Annotated in this window: 15 protein-coding genes; 9 read left to right on the forward strand and 6 right to left on the reverse strand. The window is 70.2% G+C overall.

Going from position 1 to position 18,670, the window contains the following annotated elements:
• Positions 1-1,163: 1,163 nt before the first annotated feature.
• The 5 genes from ACZ7SW_RS40325 to ACZ7SW_RS40345 all read left to right on the forward strand — a co-directional run bounded on the left by ACZ7SW_RS40325 (position 1,164) and on the right by ACZ7SW_RS40345 (position 5,628).
• Positions 1,164-1,556, forward strand: coding sequence for a YciI family protein (locus tag ACZ7SW_RS40325; protein WP_470235626.1), 393 nt, complete (start codon positions 1,164-1,166; stop codon positions 1,554-1,556).
• A gap of 88 nt (positions 1,557-1,644) precedes the next feature.
• Entirely contained in the window at positions 1,645-2,865 is a 1,221-nt protein-coding gene (locus ACZ7SW_RS40330) for an RNA polymerase sigma factor (RefSeq protein WP_470235627.1), read from the forward strand.
• A complete protein-coding gene (locus ACZ7SW_RS40335; RefSeq protein WP_470235628.1) occupies positions 2,858-3,976 on the forward strand; it encodes an epoxide hydrolase family protein in 1,119 nt (372 codons plus the stop codon). The genes ACZ7SW_RS40330 and ACZ7SW_RS40335 overlap by 8 nt, the downstream gene beginning before the upstream one ends.
• Before the next feature lie 66 nt (positions 3,977-4,042).
• Positions 4,043-4,867 carry an alpha/beta fold hydrolase gene (locus tag ACZ7SW_RS40340; RefSeq protein WP_470235629.1) on the forward strand — a complete coding sequence of 275 codons (825 nt, stop codon included), beginning with the start codon at positions 4,043-4,045 and terminating at the stop codon, positions 4,865-4,867.
• 8 nt (positions 4,868-4,875) lie between these two features.
• The gene (locus tag ACZ7SW_RS40345; protein ID WP_470235630.1) at positions 4,876-5,628 is read left to right on the forward strand and encodes an SDR family NAD(P)-dependent oxidoreductase; all 753 of its coding nucleotides are present in this window, start codon (positions 4,876-4,878) and stop codon (positions 5,626-5,628) included.
• A 280-nt stretch (positions 5,629-5,908) separates the two neighbouring features.
• Here the strand turns inward: ACZ7SW_RS40345 and ACZ7SW_RS40350 are convergent, their stop codons facing one another.
• On the reverse strand, positions 5,909-7,522 hold the full coding sequence (locus ACZ7SW_RS40350) for an IS1634 family transposase (RefSeq protein WP_470235631.1): 1,614 nt from the start codon (positions 7,520-7,522) through the stop codon (positions 5,909-5,911).
• Between the two features lie 135 nt (positions 7,523-7,657).
• Here ACZ7SW_RS40350 and ACZ7SW_RS40355 point away from each other — a divergent pair, with 135 nt between their 5' ends.
• Positions 7,658-10,255 carry a bifunctional FO biosynthesis protein CofGH gene (locus ACZ7SW_RS40355; protein ID WP_470235632.1) on the forward strand — a complete coding sequence of 866 codons (2,598 nt, stop codon included), beginning with the start codon at positions 7,658-7,660 and terminating at the stop codon, positions 10,253-10,255.
• Here ACZ7SW_RS40355 and ACZ7SW_RS40360 read toward each other — a convergent pair whose 3' ends face one another.
• The 3 genes from ACZ7SW_RS40360 to ACZ7SW_RS40370 all read right to left on the reverse strand — a co-directional run bounded on the left by ACZ7SW_RS40360 (position 10,256) and on the right by ACZ7SW_RS40370 (position 13,386).
• On the reverse strand, positions 10,256-11,221 hold the full coding sequence (locus ACZ7SW_RS40360; protein ID WP_470235633.1) for a helix-turn-helix domain-containing protein: 966 nt from the start codon (positions 11,219-11,221) through the stop codon (positions 10,256-10,258). It lies immediately after the preceding gene.
• A 23-nt stretch (positions 11,222-11,244) separates the two neighbouring features.
• A complete protein-coding gene (locus ACZ7SW_RS40365; protein WP_470235634.1) occupies positions 11,245-12,207 on the reverse strand; it encodes an alpha/beta hydrolase fold domain-containing protein in 963 nt (320 codons plus the stop codon).
• A 108-nt stretch (positions 12,208-12,315) separates the two neighbouring features.
• Entirely contained in the window at positions 12,316-13,386 is a 1,071-nt protein-coding gene (locus ACZ7SW_RS40370; protein WP_470235635.1) for an FAD-dependent oxidoreductase, read from the reverse strand.
• 117 nt (positions 13,387-13,503) lie between these two features.
• On the opposite strand from ACZ7SW_RS40370, the gene ACZ7SW_RS40375 reads away from it, so the two are divergent.
• Together ACZ7SW_RS40375 and ACZ7SW_RS40380 are read left to right on the forward strand one after the other, a co-directional pair.
• Positions 13,504-14,442 (forward strand): TetR/AcrR family transcriptional regulator C-terminal domain-containing protein, encoded by a 939-nt coding sequence (locus tag ACZ7SW_RS40375; protein WP_470235636.1) that lies wholly within the window; start codon positions 13,504-13,506, stop codon positions 14,440-14,442.
• Positions 14,439-14,849, forward strand: coding sequence for a hypothetical protein (locus tag ACZ7SW_RS40380; RefSeq protein ID WP_470235637.1), 411 nt, complete (start codon positions 14,439-14,441; stop codon positions 14,847-14,849). The genes ACZ7SW_RS40375 and ACZ7SW_RS40380 overlap by 4 nt, the downstream gene beginning before the upstream one ends.
• On the opposite strand, the gene ACZ7SW_RS40385 is transcribed toward ACZ7SW_RS40380, so the two are convergent.
• Positions 14,846-16,144, reverse strand: a complete 1,299-nt coding sequence (locus tag ACZ7SW_RS40385; RefSeq protein WP_470235698.1) for an LVIVD repeat-containing protein — start codon at positions 16,142-16,144, stop codon at positions 14,846-14,848. The two genes, ACZ7SW_RS40380 and ACZ7SW_RS40385, sit on opposite strands and share 4 nt — an antisense overlap.
• A 134-nt stretch (positions 16,145-16,278) precedes the next feature.
• On the opposite strand from ACZ7SW_RS40385, the gene ACZ7SW_RS40390 reads away from it, so the two are divergent.
• Positions 16,279-17,745 (forward strand): ABC transporter substrate-binding protein, encoded by a 1,467-nt coding sequence (locus ACZ7SW_RS40390; protein WP_470235638.1) that lies wholly within the window; start codon positions 16,279-16,281, stop codon positions 17,743-17,745.
• Here the strand turns inward: ACZ7SW_RS40390 and ACZ7SW_RS40395 are convergent.
• Positions 17,742-18,620, reverse strand: a complete 879-nt coding sequence (locus ACZ7SW_RS40395; protein ID WP_470235639.1) for a LysR family transcriptional regulator — start codon at positions 18,618-18,620, stop codon at positions 17,742-17,744. The genes ACZ7SW_RS40390 and ACZ7SW_RS40395 overlap by 4 nt on opposite strands.
• Positions 18,621-18,670: the final 50 nt, after the last annotated feature.

The raw sequence follows: 18,670 nt of genomic DNA on the forward strand, positions 1-18,670 counted from the left end.
CATTCTCAAAGGAAACCCCGACGAGGGGGTTTCATATTAAGCTCTACTGGCTTAGTTCACTAGCACACTGTTGAGTTCTCAAGCAACACACCCCGCATCAAACCCAACCCCGTAAGGGCGAGCCTGACCGAAGCGGTCATTCCTAGCAGTTTATGGTGGGACACCCACTCAATCACCCTAGAGGCGAGAGCTTGGTTCGTGTCCCGGCGGCCACCCGGTTTCCCTGGCGACTTGGAGAACTTTACATGGCTCGAAACGGTCCGAAACAGGGGGGTCCCTTAATGCGATCTTCGCAGGTCAACCGGCCGAATGGGGCCGTGGCGGCCGATCCGGCGGGCGGGCGGGCCGCGACTCGGCGGACCGGGCCCGGCAAATCCGGTGGCTTATCGGCTCGCGGATGCCGCAATGCGAAGGAACGGGCGGCGCGTTATCGGCGAATAGCGGGAGCGAGTGGTCCCCTCGCTCCCCGATAGAGACCGGCGGGCGAAGCACCGGGCGAGGCAATGGGCGGAGGTCGACTTGCGGCACAGGGCGGGGCGAGGTCGGCTCGGCGGATGAGGTGCGGGCAGAACCGGAAGCGGAAGGTGCGGGCTGGGCCTGGAACGGGAAGGGCCCGGAGGGAACGGGAGGGGCCTGGAACGGGAAGGCGCGGGCAGAACCGGAAGCGGGAGGCAGGGGCCGAGCCCAGAACCGGAGGGGAAGACGCGGGCAGAGCTGGAAGCAGCAGGAAGAAGGCCGCGTCGGCAGGTCGACAGGAGGAAGGCCGGAAGCAGCAGGAAGAGTGCCGGGTCGCAGGAGGAGTGCCGGGCCGGCAGGACAAAGGCTGGGGCGCTGGGAAGAGCACCGGGGCGGGAGGAGGGGCACCGGGGCGGCAGGAAGAAAGCCGGGGTGGGAAGAAGAGGACCGGGCGGGAAGAAGAGGGCCGGATCGGCAGCGAGGCCGTTCTGCCGGAGGCACCATGGTCGTCTGCCGAGGTCGACTGCCAGGGTCGCCTGCCAGTGCACCGTGATCGCCAAAGCGGCCCTGCCCCACCGGCGAGTGATCCAGGTCACTCGAATAGACGGGCAGGCGATGTCCGGTCCCAGGCAGCCAGCTTCGTTCTTTCCTCGACTGGCGGCCCAGCCCCGGTCGCACGAGCAGACCCGAGAGAGAAGGGAACACCGATGAAGTACCTGATCCTGGCGTACGGCAACCAGCAGGACTACGACCACCTCGGCGGCAAGGACGGCGCGGCTACCCCGGCGGAGATGGCGGCGATCGACGAGTTCCTCGCCGGGTTCACCGGGGCGCTGGCCGAATCGGGAGAACTGGTCGAGACGCAGGGGCTCACCGCTCCGGTGCTGGCTCGCCGGCTCGATCTGCGGGACGGGGTTCCGGTCGTCACCGACGGGCCGTTCGGCGAGACCGAGGAGGTCATCGCCGGGTACTGGATGGTCGACTGCGCCAGTTTCGACCGGGCGACCGACATCGCGGCGGGACTGCTCAAGGCACCGGGCCGGTTGTCCGAGGCCGGGGTGGTGGTCCGGCCGGTGATGGGGACCGACGGCGAACTCTGACATCCGCCAGCCGAGGCCGTGCCCGGGCGGCGCGGCGACCCAGGCACGACCAGGCAGCAGACCAAGGCGACAGACCAAGGCGGCAGAGATGACCGACGAGTCCGAGGCCACGGTCAACGACACCCTCCGCACCCTCGCTCCGCGGGTGCTGGGCGCGCTGATCCGCCGGTACGGGCGGTTCGACCCGGCCGAGGACGCCGTCCAGGAAGCCCTGCTCAAAGCCTCCCGGCAGTGGCCGGAGACGGGGATCCCGGAGCGCCCGTTCGGCTGGCTGCTCCAGGTCGCGAGCCGGAAGCTGATCGATCTGCTCCGGGCTGACCAGGCGAGACGCGAGCGGGAGGTCCGGGCGGCTCGCGAAGAGGTCGGCGAGCAAGCGGGCGACGCGGACGACACGTTGATCCTGCTCCTGCTCTGCTGCCATCCGTCGTTGTCGGCGGCGTCGCAGATCGCGCTCACGTTGCGGGCCGTCGGCGGGCTCACGACCGCGGAGATCGCGAGGACGTTCCTCACCTCCGAGGACTCGATGACGCGCCGGATTTCCCGGGCCAAGCGGACGATCCAGGACAGCGGGGTGCCGTTCCGGATGCCGCCGGTGCAGGCGCGGCGCGAGCGGCTCGACGCGGTCCTGCATGTCCTGTACCTGATTTTCACCGAGGGCTACTCAGCGACGTCAGGGCCGGATTTGCGCCGCGGCGACCTGGTCGCGGAGGCGATCCGGCTGGCGGAGACGACGGCCGCGCTGCTGCCCGGCGACAGCGAAGCGGCGGGGCAGCTCGCGTTGATGCTGCTGACCGACGCCCGGTCGCCCGCGCGGGTCAGCGCCCACGGTGAGCTGGTTCCGCTGCACGAGCAGGACCGGACGCGGTGGAAGGCCGAGCCGATCCGGCGCGGGGTGGAGCTGGTGACGGCGGCGTTGCCGCGCGGGCCGGTCGGGCCGTACCAGCTGCAGGCGGCGATCGCGGCGGTCCATGACGAGGCGGCCACCGCGGAGGAGACCGACTGGCGGCAGATCGTCGGGCTTTACCGGCTGCTGCTCAGGGTTTCGGCGAGTCCGGTCGCGAAGGTGAGTCACGCCGTCGCGGTCGGGATGGCGGACGGGCCGGCGGCGGGGCTCAAACTGCTCGAAGCACTCGACCACCGCGACCGGCGGTTTTACGCGGCGCGGGCACATCTTCTGGAAAAGGCGGGCGACCGCGAAGCGGCCCGGAGCGCGTACCTGCGCGCGGCCGGACTCGCCACCAACATCCGTCAGGTGCGGTATCTCAACGCCTGCGCCCGGCGGCTCTCCGAAGGAGCTGGCAATGACTGACGAGATCCGGCCGTATCGGCTCGAGATCCCGGAAACGGACCTGGTCGATCTGCGGGAACGGCTCGATCGAACGAGGTGGGCGCCCGAGCCGGTCGGCGGCGACCAGGGGTACGGCGTCAGCGTCGGCCGGGTGCGCGAGCTGGCCGAGTACTGGCGCAGTCGCTACGACTGGCGGGCTTGGGAACGGCGGTTCAACGAGTATCCGCAGTTCACGACGACGATCGACGGCAGCAACGTCCACTTCCTGCACGCCCGTTCGCCGGAGCCGGACGCGATCCCGCTGATCCTCAGCCACGGCTGGCCGGGGTCGGCGGCGGAGTACCTGGCCGCGGTCGGGCCGTTGAGCGATCCTCGCGCGCACGGGCTCGATCCGTCGATCGCGTTCGACGTCGTGCTTCCGTCGTTGCCGGGGTTCGGATTCTCCGGTCCGACGGCCGATACCGGCTGGGGTCCGCGGCGGATCGCGCGGGCGTGGGCGGAGTTGATGCGCCGGCTCGGATACCAGCGCTACGGGACAGCGGGCAACGACTGGGGTTCGGGGATCGCGCCGGAGGTCGGTCGCGTCGTGCCGGAGCGGGTGCTCGGCGCGCACGTGACGCAGACCTGGGATCCGCCGCCCGACGACGATCCACAATGGATCGCCCAGCTGTCCTCTAAGGACAAAGCCGCCTGGGACGCGTTCCACCGCTACTTCGCCGAGGAAGCTTCCTACGGCGTCGTCCAGGCGCAGCAGCCGCAAACTCTCGCGCACGCGCTGTCCGACTCCCCCGTCGGACTGCTCGGCTGGAACGCGCAGGCGATGCACGACCACGGCCTCGACGCCGACGGAATCCTCACCCACGTCACGATCCACTGGCTGACTGGCACGGCAGGGTCGGCGATCCGGATCTACGCCGAGGAAGCCCGCGAGACGCCCGCCGAAGGCCGCAATCCGGTGCCGCTCGGGGTCGCGCAGTTCCCGGGCGACCTCCCGTCGATCCGGGTGTTCACCGAGCACCACCGGAATCTGGTGTCGTGGAACGAGTACGACCGCGGCGGGCATTACGCGGCGCAGGAGGTGCCGGAGCTGTGGGTGGGCGACGTCCGCCAGTTCTTCGCGCAGCTGCGCTGAAAAACATTGCTCCGACTACATTGCGCCTTATTGCACTGAGAAATCGCCCCGATTAGCGTCGGGGACATGCAGACAGTCCTCCTCCCCTCCGGCGCTCGGATAGCCTACGACGACCTGGGGTCGCAGCCGAAGATCGCGGTGCTTCTCGTGCACGGGCACCCCTTCGACCGGTCCATGTGGGGTCCACAGGCGGAGCACCTCGCGCGGAACGGACACCGGGTCGTGGTGCCTGACCTGCGGGGATACGGGGACAGCACCGGTCCGGCGGTCCGCGAGCTCAAGGACTTCGCCGAGGATCTGATCGGGTTGGCCGATCACCTCGGCATCAGCCGTTTCGCGCTCGGCGGGCTGTCGATGGGCGGGCAGATCGTGATGCAGACCGTCCGGGACTATCCGGAGCGGATCGCCGCGCTGCTGCTCGCCGACACGTTCGCCGAGCCCGAGACCGCCGAAGGAAAGGTGGTGCGCAATCAGGCCGCGGACCGGGTGCTCGCGGAAGGCATGACCGCGTACGCGGACGAGCTGTTGCCGAAGATGGTGTCGCCGGGCACGCTCCGGGCAAAGACCGAAGTGGCCGGGCACGTCCAGAAGATGATGCGCGACGCACCGGCGGCAGGCGCGGCGGCGGCGTTGCGGACCAGGGCGAAACGACCGGACTATCGCGATTCCCTCAAACAGGTCAGCGTGCCGACGCTGGTCGTCGTGGGCAGCGAGGACGAGTTCACTCCGGTCGCCGACGCGCAGCTGCTGCACCAGCTCGTGCCCGGCTCGGAGCTGGTGGTGCTCGACGGCGCGGGACACCTGCCTAACCTGGAAAGCGCGGCCGGGTTCAACGACGTGTTCGGCCGCTTCCTGGACCAGGTCCGGCCGGACCACGCAGAAGAACGGTGACGCACTCCATGAAGACCGTATTGGTGACCGGCGCGAGCGCCGGGTTCGGTGCCGCGATCACGCGCCGGTTCGTCGCGGAGGGCGCGCGGGTCGTCGCCGCGGCCCGCAACGGCGACCGGCTGAAGACGCTCGCGGACGAACTGGGCGACGCGGTGTACCCGCTGGTGCTCGACGTCCGCGACGCGGCCGCGGTCGCGGACGTCGTCGCGGAGCTGCCCGAGGAGTGGGCGAAGATCGACATCCTGGTCAACAACGCCGGCCTCGCCAAGGGTCTCGAACCCGCGCACGAGGCGAAGCTGGAGGACTGGGACCAGATGATCGAGACCAACGTGACCGGTCTCGTCCACCTCACCCGCGCGGTGCTGCCCGGAATGGTCGAACGCGGCGCCGGGCACGTGATCAACATCGGCTCCGTCGCGGGCAGCTACGCCTACCCCGGCGCGAACGTCTACGGCGCGACCAAGGCGTTCGTCCACCAGTTCAGCCTCAACCTGCGCTCCGACCTGCGCGGCACCGGCGTCCGCGTGACGAACGTCGAACCCGGCCTGGTCGGCGGCACCGAATTCTCGACCGTCCGGTTCGGCGGCGACCAGGCCAAGGCGGACAACGTGTACGCCGGGACGACTCCGCTGACCGCCGACGACGTCGCCGAGTCGGTGTACTGGGCCAGCTCCCAGCCCGGACACGTGAACATCAACGTCATCGAACTGATGCCAGTGGTCCAGACCTTCTCCGCACTGAACATCGACCGCAAGTCCTGAGCCCCCGACGTCCGTGAGGGGAACCCTGAGGGAATCTAATTCCCTCAGGGTTCCCCTCACAGCCCTCCCGCCAGCCGCACCCCGCACACCCCACGCGACCAAGCAGCCAGCCCCCGCCCTGCACCCCGATACGAAGCCTTCCCTGCGGTTCGGGGGTGCTTGTCAAGGCATCTTTCCCGCCTTGACAAGCACCCCCGAACCGTCAGCACAATCGGGCTTCGGGGTGCCCCCACGACGCCAAAAGCGATGTCGCCCCCAGGCGACGAGCCGATCGAGCCGATCACCCAGGCCCGAACCGCTCCAGCCCGAACAACTCGAACAACGCCTGCTGCCGCACAGTCCGGTCAGACAAAATCCGCCGCGTACGAGGCCGCCCTCCCGTAGACCGATGCCGCAGCACCGTCTCCCCGATCCCCCGCAACTGGTCGAGCAACTCCGCCACCGACAGGTTCATCCCGGCCCGGTCCGCCTCCCGCCGCATCAGGTGCGTGACCGTCGCGGAAAGCACCGACACGAGCGTATGCACCGCGATCCGGTGCGAAGTCCACTCCCACCGCGGCGACGGCCCGGCCGCAGCGGGCCCGGTCAGCCAGCGGAACGTCGACTCGAGGTGCGTCCGGGCCCGGTAGGCGGTGACCACCTCGGCGACCGGCCAGTCCCGGTCCGTCACGAGGATCTGCTTGCCGAAGAACTCCTCCGCCAGCCGGGCGACCGCGGCGTCGTCAACCCGGCACTCCAGCCGGAGATCCCCCGCGCGAGTGCCGGTCAGCGTCGTGTTCAGCACCCGCTCCACGCGGCGGCCGCGAATGATCCGGGACATCTCCGCGTGCACCTGGGTCCGGTCGCCGCGGTGGGTGCCTGCCGCGAGAGCGGCGGCCAGCCCGTCGAGTTCCCGCACCGTCGTGCTCAGTTCGCTGGTGAACGCCCGGTATTGCGCCGCGTGCAGCGTCGCGGAATGGGTGAGGATGACGCGTCGGCGGGCACCGTCGACAGTCGCCACGGTGTCGAACGCGGTCAGCCCGGCGAACCGCTCCGGGTCCACCCGCCGCCGCACCGACGCCGGGCGCGAGAGCAGCTCCGGGTGATCAGCCAGCGGAAGCGAGCCGACGAACCCGGTTCGCGCGCCCAGATCAAGCTGCGCGGCCTGGCCGGCGTGGAAGACCAACGTGACGTCCGCAGTCGGATACCGCTCCCCCAACTCGACCGCCAAAGCGCCGAAGGTCGGGGCCTTTTCCCTTCGATAGACCCGAGAAGCCAGCGGAATCGCCCCGTCTCGCGTGACGACCAGGCCCAGCCCGGCGAGCACGTCCTGACAGGCCGACGGCAGCGTGCAATCCGCGGCGGTGAACGCGGCGAACTGCGCGACGTCGACTGCCAGGGCTTCCGTCCCGTCGTCGCCCAACAGCTCCAGAACCGCTTCAGCGACAACGGTTTCCACTCCAGCGATCCGCTCCGGGTTGAGCCGCTGCAGCGCCCGCCAATGGCCAGCGGTCGTGATCGATCCCTTGGGCGGCCGCGGCCGGACGAGATCCTGCGCCAGACAGCCGGTCCACCACTCCTCGAACTCCGTCTCCGGCGCGGTCGCCCGATGCAATACCGCCAGCGCGACGTGGAGGCCGAGCGTCGGCCGGGCGCGCTGCGGTCCAGCGACAGAGTCGACGCGCCGGACGAGGTCGAGCCGCTGCAGCGTCCCCCACACGGCGGAAACATCGCCGAACGACCGGTGCCGCGCGCCGGCCGCCTCCGGTCCGCCGCCGGCGACTGCCGCCGCGATGTCCTCGGCGGTCCCGAGGTAGCGCTGGCCGACCACGCGCGGCTTGCCGTCGACGCGCGCGGACTCGGCGAGGTAGTAGTAGGTCCGCCCGCCGATGCGCTTCCCGATCACTGACGCCACCCTTTAGGTAATACCGCCGCCGGACCGCGGCGACAAGCCCGCAACCTGCGCTAATGATCACCCTGGACCGAGAGCGCGCACCGTGGCGGGCTAAGAGCTGGCTGGTCGCGGCGGCCGGGTCCTAGCGTGGCGGGAATGGAGCCCGAAGCTGGCGTGACCACGCCCACCCCGTCGGCCATGCGCCGTGCGCTCGCCCGCGCGCGGGACGGGAAGACGCTCGACGTCGCCGAGGCGGCCGTGCTGCTGCACGCCCGCGGCGACGACCTCAAGACTTTGTCCGGATACGCCGCCCGCATCCGCGACGCTGGCCTCGAAGAAGCCGGTCGCGCGGGGATCATCACCTACAGCCGCAAGGTGTTCATCCCGCTGACCCGGTTGTGCCGGGACCGGTGCGGCTACTGCACCTTCGTGACCGTCCCCGGCAAGCTCGAATCGCCGTTCCTGTCGCCGGACGAGGTGCTCGACATCGCGCGCAAGGGTGCGGAAATGGGCTGCAAGGAAGCCCTTTTCACCCTCGGCGACCGGCCGGAGGACCGCTGGAAGGCCGCGCGCGAATGGCTGGACGCGCACGGCTACGACGACACGCTGTCCTACGTCCGCGCGATGGCGATCCGGGTGCTCGAGGAGACCGGCCTGCTGCCGCACCTCAACCCCGGGGTCATGAGCTGGCAGGACTTCCAGCGGCTGAAGCCGGTCGCGCCGTCGATGGGCATGATGCTGGAGACCACCGCCCGTCGCTTGTGGAGCGAGAAGGGCGGGCCGCACTACGGTTCGCCGGACAAGGATCCCGAGGTCCGGCTGCGCGTGCTGGAGGACGCCGGCCGCAGCTCGGTGCCGTTCACCACCGGCGTGCTGATCGGGATCGGCGAGACGCACGAGGAACGCGCCGACGCGCTGTTCGCGATCCGCAAGACCGCGCGCGAGTACGGCGGCATCCAGGAAGTCATCGTGCAGAACTTCCGGGCCAAGCCGGACACGAAGATGCGCGCGACCCCGGACGCAGACCTCGAAGAACTGGCCGCGAACATCGCCGTGGCCCGGCTGGTGCTGGGCCCGAGGATGCGCATCCAGGCGCCGCCGAACCTCATCGGCGACCAGTACGACCTGATGATCCGCGCGGGCATCGACGACTGGGGCGGCGTTTCGCCGCTCACCCCGGACCACGTCAACCCCGAACGCGCGTGGCCGCAGATCGACCTGCTGGCGCGGCAGACCGAGAAGGCCGGGTACGCGCTGCGCGAGCGGCTGACCATCTATCCGGAGTACGTGAAGCGCGGCCAGCCGTGGCTCGACCCGCGCGTCACGCGGCACGTCGCGGCGCTGGTCGACGGGGAGACCGGGCTGGCCCGGGACGGCGCGATGCCGGTCGGGATCCCGTGGCAGGAGCCGGACGGCGGCTGGCAGGAATCCGGCCGCACCGAGCTGCACACCGAGATCGACACGACCGGCCGCACCGAGGACCGCCGCGGCGACTTCGATTCGGTCTACGGCGACTGGAAAGAAATCGGCCGGAAGATCAAGACCGGACCTCAGCGGTTCGACACCGACGTGCGGGATGCGTTGCGCAGCGCGGAAAAAGACCCGGCCGGGCTGTCCGACGACGCCGCGCTCTCGCTGCTGCACGCTGACGGGCCGGAGCTGGACGCGCTCACGAAGCTGGCCGACGACCTGCGGCGAGAGGTCGTCGGGGACGACATCACCTTCGTCGTCACGCGGAACATCAACTTCACCAACGTCTGTTACACCGGCTGCCGCTTCTGTGCCTTCGCACAGCGAAAGACCGACGCCGACGCGTACACGCTCTCGCTGGAGCAGGTCGGCGAGCGGGTCGACGAGGCGTGGGCCGCGGGGGCGACCGAGATCTGCATGCAGGGCGGGATCCACCCGGATCTGCCGGGCACCGCGTACTTCGACCTCGCGGCCGAGGTGAAGCGGCGGCAGCCGGACATCCACCTGCACTCGTTCAGCCCGATGGAGGTCGTGAACGGCGCGTCGCGGACGAATCTGTCCATTCGCGACTTCCTGATCCGGGCGAAGGAGTCCGGTGTGGACTCTCTGCCGGGCACCGCGGCGGAGATCCTCGACGACGACGTCCGGTGGGTGCTCACCAAGGGCAAACTGCCGACCGACGCGTGGATCGAAGTGGTCACCACCGCGCACGACGTCGGGCTGCCGACCACGGCGACGATGATGTACGGCCACGTGGACAACCCGAGCCACTGGGTCGGCCACCTGAAGCTGCTGGCGAAACTGCAGCGCGAGGGCGTCGAACGCAACGGGCGGCGCGGGTTCAGCGAGTTCGTGCTGCTGCCGTTCATCCACCAGAGTTCGCCGATCTACCTGGCCGGTCTCGCCCGCGCGGGCACGACGCTGCGCGAGAACCGGGCGGTGCACGCGCTGTCGCGGCTGCTGCTGCACGGCACGTTCGACAACATCCAGAGCTCCTGGGTGAAGCTCGGCGAGGAAGGCAGCCGGGCGGTGCTGCAGGGCGGCGTCAACGACATCGGCGGCACGCTGATGGAGGAGACGATCAGCCGGATGGCGGGCGCGGCGAACGGGTCGTACAAGACGATCAGCGACATGCGCGCGATGGTCGAGCCGCTCGGGCGTCCGCTGCGGCAGCGGACCACGTCCTACGGGACGCCGACCGACGAGCGGATCGCCGCGGCCGTCGAGTCCGACGGCGTCGCGACGGCGGTGCGGAAACCGTTGCTGCCGCTGCTCACGCCGTGATCAACCGGTGCGGTGCAGCCGCCACAAGGCGATGGCGAGCTGCAACCGCAACCGGCCGGCGGGATCGCGCACTGGCCAGCCGAGCAGGTGCTCGGCGTGGGCCAGGCGCTCCTGCAGCGTCGAATGGTGCACTACCAACGTGTTCGCGGCGCCGCGCAGACTCGGAGCGCCCGCCACGGCGACCAGCGTGGGCAAGACCCACGGGGCCGTCGTGCGGGCGTTCTCCAGGCTGGTGACGTCAGCGACCGGTTTGGCGCCCGGCCCGACCGCATCGGCGAGCACCGACAGGCCGCCGAGTTCGGCATAGTCCACAACGGACGGTCCAGGGTCGTCTTCGGTCGCGGTGAAACGGAAAGCGGTCCGGGCTTGTTCGCCGGACACCGGAAGGTCGGCCAGGTGCACCACCGCTCCCAGGCCGACCCGGGCGCGTTCCGGCGGAGTCCACTGTGGAGGGACGACCAGCGGGACCGCGTCCGCCACGACGGCCCGCGCGCTCGTGCCGAGCCCAAGCCGGTGCGCGGCGCGGAGCCGGGTCTTCTCGTCGGCTGAAGCGTCGAGCACCACCTCGACCGACGCCGGATCGACGACCCGGCCGCGCGTGCGGTCCAGCACCGCCCGAGCCGCCGCCGACGCGCGCTCCAGCACCATCGCGTCCACCGGACTCGCCGGACCAGGCCGTTCCAGCCACAGCGCGACCGGCCCGTCCGGCCGCACCGGAGCCGACGGCCATTCCGGATCCGGCGGTTCGGCCGAGGGCACCACCCGTCCGTCCGGTTCGACGCGGACGCGCACCCGGCGTTCGTCGTCGGCCAGCCGCGCGGGGCAGCCGGACAGCACCGCCGCCCCGCGCACGATCGGCTCCAGCCCGGCGCGGCCCTCGACCAGCCGGTCGAAGTAAGCGATGACCTTGACCGTCTCGGCCGCGCCGGGATCGAGCGCGCTCAGATGCGTGACCAGCTCCCTCATCGGTCCATCATCGCCCGTCCGGTTCAGCCGAGCAGCCGCCGCAGCCACGGCAGCCGCTCGGCGCGGGCCTGCTGCGACAGCGCGGCCTGCGGAGCCGAGCCGTCGAAGCCGTGGAACGCGCCCGGCCAGACGTGCAGTTCCGCCTGCACCCCGGCCAGCCACAGCTGGTTCGCGTAGGCGATGACCTCGTCGCGGAAGGTCTCGGTGCTCCCGACGTCGAGGAACGCGGGCGGGAGGCCGGACAGGTCTTCGGCGCGCGCGGGCGCGGCGTATGGCGACACGTCCGGACCGCCGCGGGCGTCGCCGAGCAACGCGGTCCAGCCGACGTTGTTCGCGGTGCGGTCCCAGCTGCCCATTTCGGCCATCTGGATCGCCGACGGAGAGTCGTTGCGGTCGTCGAGCATCGGGTACACGAGCAGCTGGCCGAGCAGTTCCGGGCCGCCTCGGTCCCGGGCCAGCAACGCCGTCGCGGCCGCGAGCCCGCCGCCCGCGCTCGCCCCGCCGATCACGACGCGGGAGGCGTCGAAGCCGTACTCGGCGGCGTGCTTGACCGTCCATTCGAGACCGGCGTAGCAGTCCTCGACCGGTGCGGGATGCGGGTGTTCAGGCGCGACGCGGTAGTCGACGCAGACGAAGCCGAGACCCAGTTCGGTCGCGTACTCCTTGAGGAAGTACAGGTCGCCGCCCTTGTGCCCGCCGATGATCATGCCTCCGCCGTGCAGCCAGTACAGCACCGGGACGTCGACCGCCCCGGCCGGCCGCGCGACGATCAGCGGGATCGGGCCGCGCGGCCCCTCAGCGTCCACTTCGGACACTTCGAGGGCGCCGTCGGCGGTGATCTCGTCCAGCGAGATCTGCCGCTTCCCCGCCGCCGCGCGCACCGCCGGGATCGACTCGAGCGTTTTGATCGGCGGACGCTCCGCTTCGAGCACCTCGAGCGCCGCGGCGAGCTCGGGATCGAACGGGAGCGGCGGATACGCGGTCATCGCGGGGACCTCCATGGAGCTCGGGTACTCGGGTACTCGACCCATCCTCGCCGCCCGGGAGCCGGACGGGGCCAGCCGGGCGGCGGGAATCTCCCGCCACCTGGCGGGTCAGTGCCGGACTCGGGTCAGGCTGATCGCGTTCTTCGCCCGTTCGACGGATTCCTCCGGTGCGGGCCCGGTCGGGTTTTCCGTGGCCAGCGCCTGGTTCAGCTCGACGAACGGGCGCATCCGGGTCTCGTAGTCGGCGAGGCCGTCGGCCAGGATGTACGCGCCGACCAAGGCCAGGCTCGTGCCCTGCCCGGACAGCACGGACGCGCAGTACCCGGCGTCGCCGACCAGCGCGACCCGTCCGGTCGTCCAGCGGTCGAGGCGGATCTGGAGCATCGCGTCGAAGAAGAAGGCCGGGGAGTCCTCCATCGCTTTGACCAGCTCGGGAACCGGGCCGCCGACCTCGGCCAGCCGCTGCGCGACGAGCTTCTTCTGCTCCGCGACGTCCCGGATCTCGCGGTACTCCGGCTCGCCGAAACCGAAGGTCACCCGGATCTCCTCGTTGCCGGGCACCGGGTAGACCGCGCCGCCGACGCCCTCGCCCTGGAACCAGATCTCCCAGTCTTCGAGGCCGACGGTGTTGGCCGCCGGGAAGATCGCCAGGTACTGCCCGAGGTAGCGGCGGAACTGGTCTTCCGGGCCGAACGCGAGCCGCCGGACCGCCGAGTGCGCGCCGTCCGCGCCCACGATCAGGTCGAAGGTGCGCGGTTCGGCCTTGGCGAACTCGACCCGGCCGGACTCGGCGTCGAGCGCGATGATCTCGTCGCCGAAGCGGTACTCCACGTCGGCCGCGTCGTGCAGCAGCCCGACCAGCTCGTCGCGGAGGATCTCGATGTCCGCGCTGTCGAGCCGTCCGCTGCTGAAGGTGCGTTCTTCGGAACGGAACACCTCGTTGCCGGACGCGTCGAGCATCGACATCCCGCGCATCCGCGTGCGCTTGGCATCGACCTGCTCGCGCAGTCCCATCCGGTCGATGACCTCCAGCGCGACCCCGCGGATGTCGACCGCCTGACCCCCGTTGCGCAATCCGTCCGCGCGCTCGACGACCGTCACGTCGTAGCCGTTGCGGCGCAGCCAGTAGGCCGACGCGCACCCGGCGATCCCCGCGCCGCACACCAGTGCTTCAGGCATTTCCTCACCCCTTGATACGGTGCATCATTACCCTGATGAACCTGCCCTGACCTGGCTTCCCACGCCAAAACTGACCTAGTACAGATACCCCGCTGACCTAGTACAGACAGGACGCCGATGCCGACCGAACCGCCCTACCTCCGCATCGCCGCCGCCCTGCGCGAAGAGATCGCGCGGGGAGAGCGGCCGCCGGGTGCGAAGGTGCCGTCGACCCGTCAGCTGGCTTCGGCGCACGGCGTCGCGACAGCCACCGCGGCCAAGGCGCTCGACGTGGTGCGCCGCGAGGGCCTGATCCGCGCCGAACCCCGGGCGGGCCACGTCGTCGCCGGTCAGCACCCTGCGGCCGACTCGAAGCGGCCAGTGCTGACCCGGGATCGGCTGGTGCGCACGGCAATCGCGATCGCCGACGCGGAGGGCGTGGCGGCGCTGTCGATGCGCGGACTCGCCGCGCGGATGGGCGTTCCGGCGATGGCTCCGTACCGCTATCTGTCCGGAAAGGACGAACTGGTTTTCCTGATGGCGGACACCGTTTACGGCGAAACCGGTTATCCGGCCCGGGAACCGGAGGGGTGGCGGGCGCAGTTGGAGCTGTCGGCGCGCACGCTCTGGTCAGTGCACCGGCGGCATCCGTGGCTGGCGCATCTCGTGCCGCTCACCCGGCCGTGGCCGCTGCCGAATCTCGCCGCGCACAACGAACGCGCGCTCGCCGCGTTGTCGGTCTTCGGGCTCAACTCGGCTGATCTGTGCGATCTGAATGTGTTGTTCTTCAACCACATTCAGGGCACCGCGATCCATCTGGAACGCGAGCGGCACGCGGTGGGCGCGACCGGGATCACCGAGGATCAGTGGATGGAGACGCAGGCGCGGGGGTACGCGGCGTTGACCGGGTCGGGGCGGTTTCCGGTGCTGGCGCGGATGGTGGAGGATCTGGCCGAGGGGTACGACCTGGATCTGGACCATCTGTTCGAGATCGGTCTGCAGGCGCTGCTGGACGGGCTGGCTGTGCGATATCCGGTTGGCGGCAAGGCTTCCGCGAGGCAGGATCGGCGGGTGTGAACCGCATCCGCCTGGTCCCCACGATCCGCGAGCGCAAGCAGCACCAGCGCGAACGCACCTATCTCGACTTCGAGGTCGACGGGGGCAGCCTGCGCGGCTTGGTCGACACCGAACTGGACTTGATTTCGATACTGGCCACCGACGACCCGCGCGACCCGCTGCGCTTGGCCCGCGTGCTCGGGGAGGCTCCTGGCGACGCGCCGGACGGCCGGGTGCTGCTGTACGTCTGCCCGGAGTGCGAAGACATCGAGTGCGGTGCCATCGCCGCGAAGGTTTCGAGGCGAGGCGACCTCGTCACCTGGCGAAACCTCGGCGTACCGGAAGAAGACGAGGCGGACAACGAGTTCACCGAGCACACGGTCGCCTTCTCCGCGCGACAGTTCCTCCGCGAACTGGCCGGCCGCTAAGCAGTCAGCTTCAGAATGTCGATCCCGCGCTTGTTGTCCGCCACATACGCGTACCCGTCGTGCCAGTACGGCGCCCACGAAGCCGCGTCGGCCGGCCGGAAGTACGCGATCTGCGTCGGGTTCGACGGGTCGCTCACGTCCAGGAACCGGGTCCCCTGCGCGTAAAACGACTGCACCAGCACATGTCCGCGCAGGTCGAAGTAGTGCGCCGAACAGTCGTCGGACACCGGGTCGCTGCCTTCCTGCCCGGCGACGCCCCAGGTGCCGATGCTGCGCATCCGGAACGGATTCTCCGGCGTGGACCGCCAGCCTTCGCCCTGGTACGAGCCCTCCAGCGAGGAAATGGTCAGTACGCCGTCGCCCGCGCAGCCGGGGAGGAAGCTTTCCTCGGTGGCGTACACGAGGTCGTGGCCGCGCCAGGCGCCGTCGTCCCGCGAGCCGACCGGGTGGAAGCTGTTGTGCAGGAACTTCGACGGCGCGGCCGTTTCCGACACCCCGCCGCCCGCGTACGGCACCGGCTTGAGCGCGGTCGCCCAGCGGTAGCGGTTCTGCACCGGGTCGCGATGGAGACCGGACGTCCAGTAGCCGCGCACGCCGCCCGCTCCGGACACCCACGCGACACCCGTTTTGTCCACCTGCACGTCGTGCACGTAGTCGGTTTTCCCGTCGTTGCGGGCGAGTTCGATCGGATCCGGGTGCACCTTCGGGGCGCGCGGGTCGCGCACGTCGGTGACCCAGATCGGCCTGCCGCCCCAGTCCGCGGGCTGGTTGTCGGCCTTCGCAGGGCCGCCGGTCCAGAGGTAGCGGCAGTCGTCGACGCAGCTGGTGGTGTGGCCCGCCGGGACCTTGACGTAGCTGAGGATCTCCGGCTTCTCCGGATGCGACACGTCGACGACGTAGATCCCGGACTCGCCGGTGTGCGTGTTGCCCTTGAACGCGCGCGGGTCGCGGGAGAGGAACACGAGCTTGCGCTTCGCGTCGACTTCGGTGTCCTCGGTCTCCCACAGCCCGGGCAGGCTCAGCTCGCCGATCGCGCGCGGCTTCGCCGGATTGTCCGTGAGGTCGTAGACCTTCAGGCCGAACTGACCGGACACGACCATCACGTCACGCTTGCCGTAGCCGAGGAAGTTCGCCGAAATGGCCCCTTGCGCGTCGGGCACGTTGCCGACCGGTTCCACGCCCTTGATCGCGCCGGGGTCGCCCAAAGAGTGCTTCGCCTCGGTGACCGGCTTGTCGTCCTCGCAGGCGGCGGCGGGCCAACCGGTCGCGACGAGAGTCGCCGCCGCCGTCGCCATCGCCAGTCCGGAACGAATCCACCAACGGCGCACGCGAAACCTCCCGGAGACCCCAGTGTGACTGAAGTACTTTAAGACGGTCCCTAACCGGACACAACCGCCTTTCGTTGCTTTCCACCTGGTAGTAAGACACCATGCGATCGCGTCTGCTGGTCCCGCTCACGCTCGCCGCCGTCGTCGCGGCCGGTCTCCCCGGCTGTTCGTCGTCGGCCGAACCCGCCCGGCCCGGCGTCTTGTCGGTCGGCCTCGGGGAACCCGGAACCCTGTTGCCCGCCGACGTCACCGATCCTTCCGGGCGGCTCGTCACCGGCGCGCTGTGGACCCCGCTCGCCGATTACGATCCGGCCAGCGGAAAAGCCACCCCGCGCGCGGCCGAGTCGATCAGCAGCGCGGACCGGGTGACCTGGACCGTGCGGTTGCGGCCCGGGAAGTTCCACGACGGCACCCCGGTCACCGCGCAGTCCTATGCGGACACCTGGAAGGCGATCGCGGGCCACCACTGGGCCAGTACCCCGGTGCTCACGAAGTCGTTGCGAGCCAAGGAAATCACCGCGGTCGACCCGGCACAGCTGCGGATCGTGCTCGACCGGCCGTCGAATCAGGTGCCAGCGTGGCTGTCCGCGCCGGGCCTGGTTCCGCTGCCCGCTTCGGTGCTGAAATCGCGCGACTGGAACGGATTCGCCCGCCATCCGATCGGCAACGGCCCGCTGCGGCTGGAGGGGGACTGGCAGTCCGGCTCCGGCGGCAAGCTCGTCCGGTTCACCGCGGATCCGGGGCGGGCCAAGGAAATCGAGCTGCGCGTCGGCAATCCGGCGGAGCAGTACGACGACGTCAAGGAGGGCACGCTCGACGTCGCCACGTCCGTCCCCGGCGACCGGCACGAGGCCATGCACGCCGATTTCGCCGACCGGCACGCGATGTGGGCGCTCCCCCGCGCCGGTTACCTGGTGTTTTCCGCTGAGGCGACGCGATTCGCCGACCCGGCGGTACGGCACGCCTTCGCGCTCGGCACCGACCGCGGCGCGCTGGAGTCCGGGCCCCTCGCGCACCAGGCGGACGCGGCCAAGGGATTGCTGCCGCCGGCGGTCGCGCCCGGCGAACGGTCCGGGAGCTGCCGTCCGTGCACTTTCGACGGTCCGGCCGCCAAATCCCTGTTGAACCAAGCGGGATTCACCGGCGATGCCGCGGTGTACTACGACAGCTTCGACGGCACTTGGCCGCAGGCGCTGGCCGACGGTTTGTCGAAGAGCCTGGGAATCTCGGTGACCGCGCAGCGAAAAGCGACCGGGGGCAAGCCGACCGGACCGTCCGCGTTGGAACTCAAGGCCGTGTCGCCGAGCCCGTCCGACATCTTGCACGCTCTCGCGGACGCCGCCGGTTACCCCGACGCGGGGTTCGCCGCCGATCTCAACTCCGCCGAAACGACCGCGTCGCCGGAAGAAGCCGCGCAGCTGTTCCGGATCGCGGAGAACGAAGCCCTGCGAGATCTCCCGGCGATTCCACTGTGGACTGGACACGGGCACGCCGTCTGGTCCGCCCGGGTCCACGACGCGGTGACGACGCCGTTCGCCGGAATCGATCTGACTCGGCTGCGGGACTAAACCCGCGCGTGCTGCGCCAGCACGTCGCCGAACGCTGCTGTCAACGGATCCGGTTCGCTGCGGCCGTAAGCGACCAGCTCCCGTCGGATCGGCTTGCCAGGACGCAAAACCCGGCCGCTGAACTCGGCAGGCAACACGTTCGCCGGAACCAACGCGGGCCCCAATCCGGCCGCGGCGAGCAACGGGGCGGCGGCGGTCTGCTCCGTGCGCACCGCTGGCCGAGGCCGGAACCCCGCTTCCGCACAGGCAGCGTCGAGAAGCTCCGCTAAGCCGTGCCCAGGCGCGTAATGCACCCACGCGCAGTCGGCAAGCTCGGCTAACTCGACCGTACCGTCCGAAGTGGACTCCGTCGCGCCGTCGGCCGGGAGCACCACGACGAACTCCTCGGTGCCCAGCGACCGCACCGGGCCGGTCCAGTTATCCGGACGCGGACCGATCGCGAGGTCCGCTTCCCCGGCCAGCATCGCGTCGCGCAGTTCGTCGGCGTGGCGGTATTCGAAAAGCCGCACGTCGACGTCCGGCCGCTCGCGCCGCCACACCCGGAGCGCGGGCGGCAGCACGCCGAGACTCACCGAGTACACGGTCGCGATCAGCAGTTCCCCAGCGACCTGGCCAGAAGCTTGCCGCGCGGCGCACCGGGCGCGTTCGGCGTCGGCGAGCGCGGCGCGGGCATGCGGCAGCATCGCGCGGCCCATCGGCGTGAGCCGGACCGAACGCGGCAACCGTTCCAGCAACGGCCCGCCGACGCTGTGTTCCAGCGCTCGCATCTGGTGCGACAGGGCGGGCTGCGTCACGTGCAACTGCTCGGCGGCCCGGGTGAACGAACCGGTGTCGACCACCGTGACCAGGTATTCGAGCTGCCGCAGGCTTGTCATAAACATAGTTTATCGAAGCGGTGAGAAGTAAGCCTTGGACTCATCACTCC

Source organism: Amycolatopsis sp. NPDC114484, assembly GCF_055633755.1.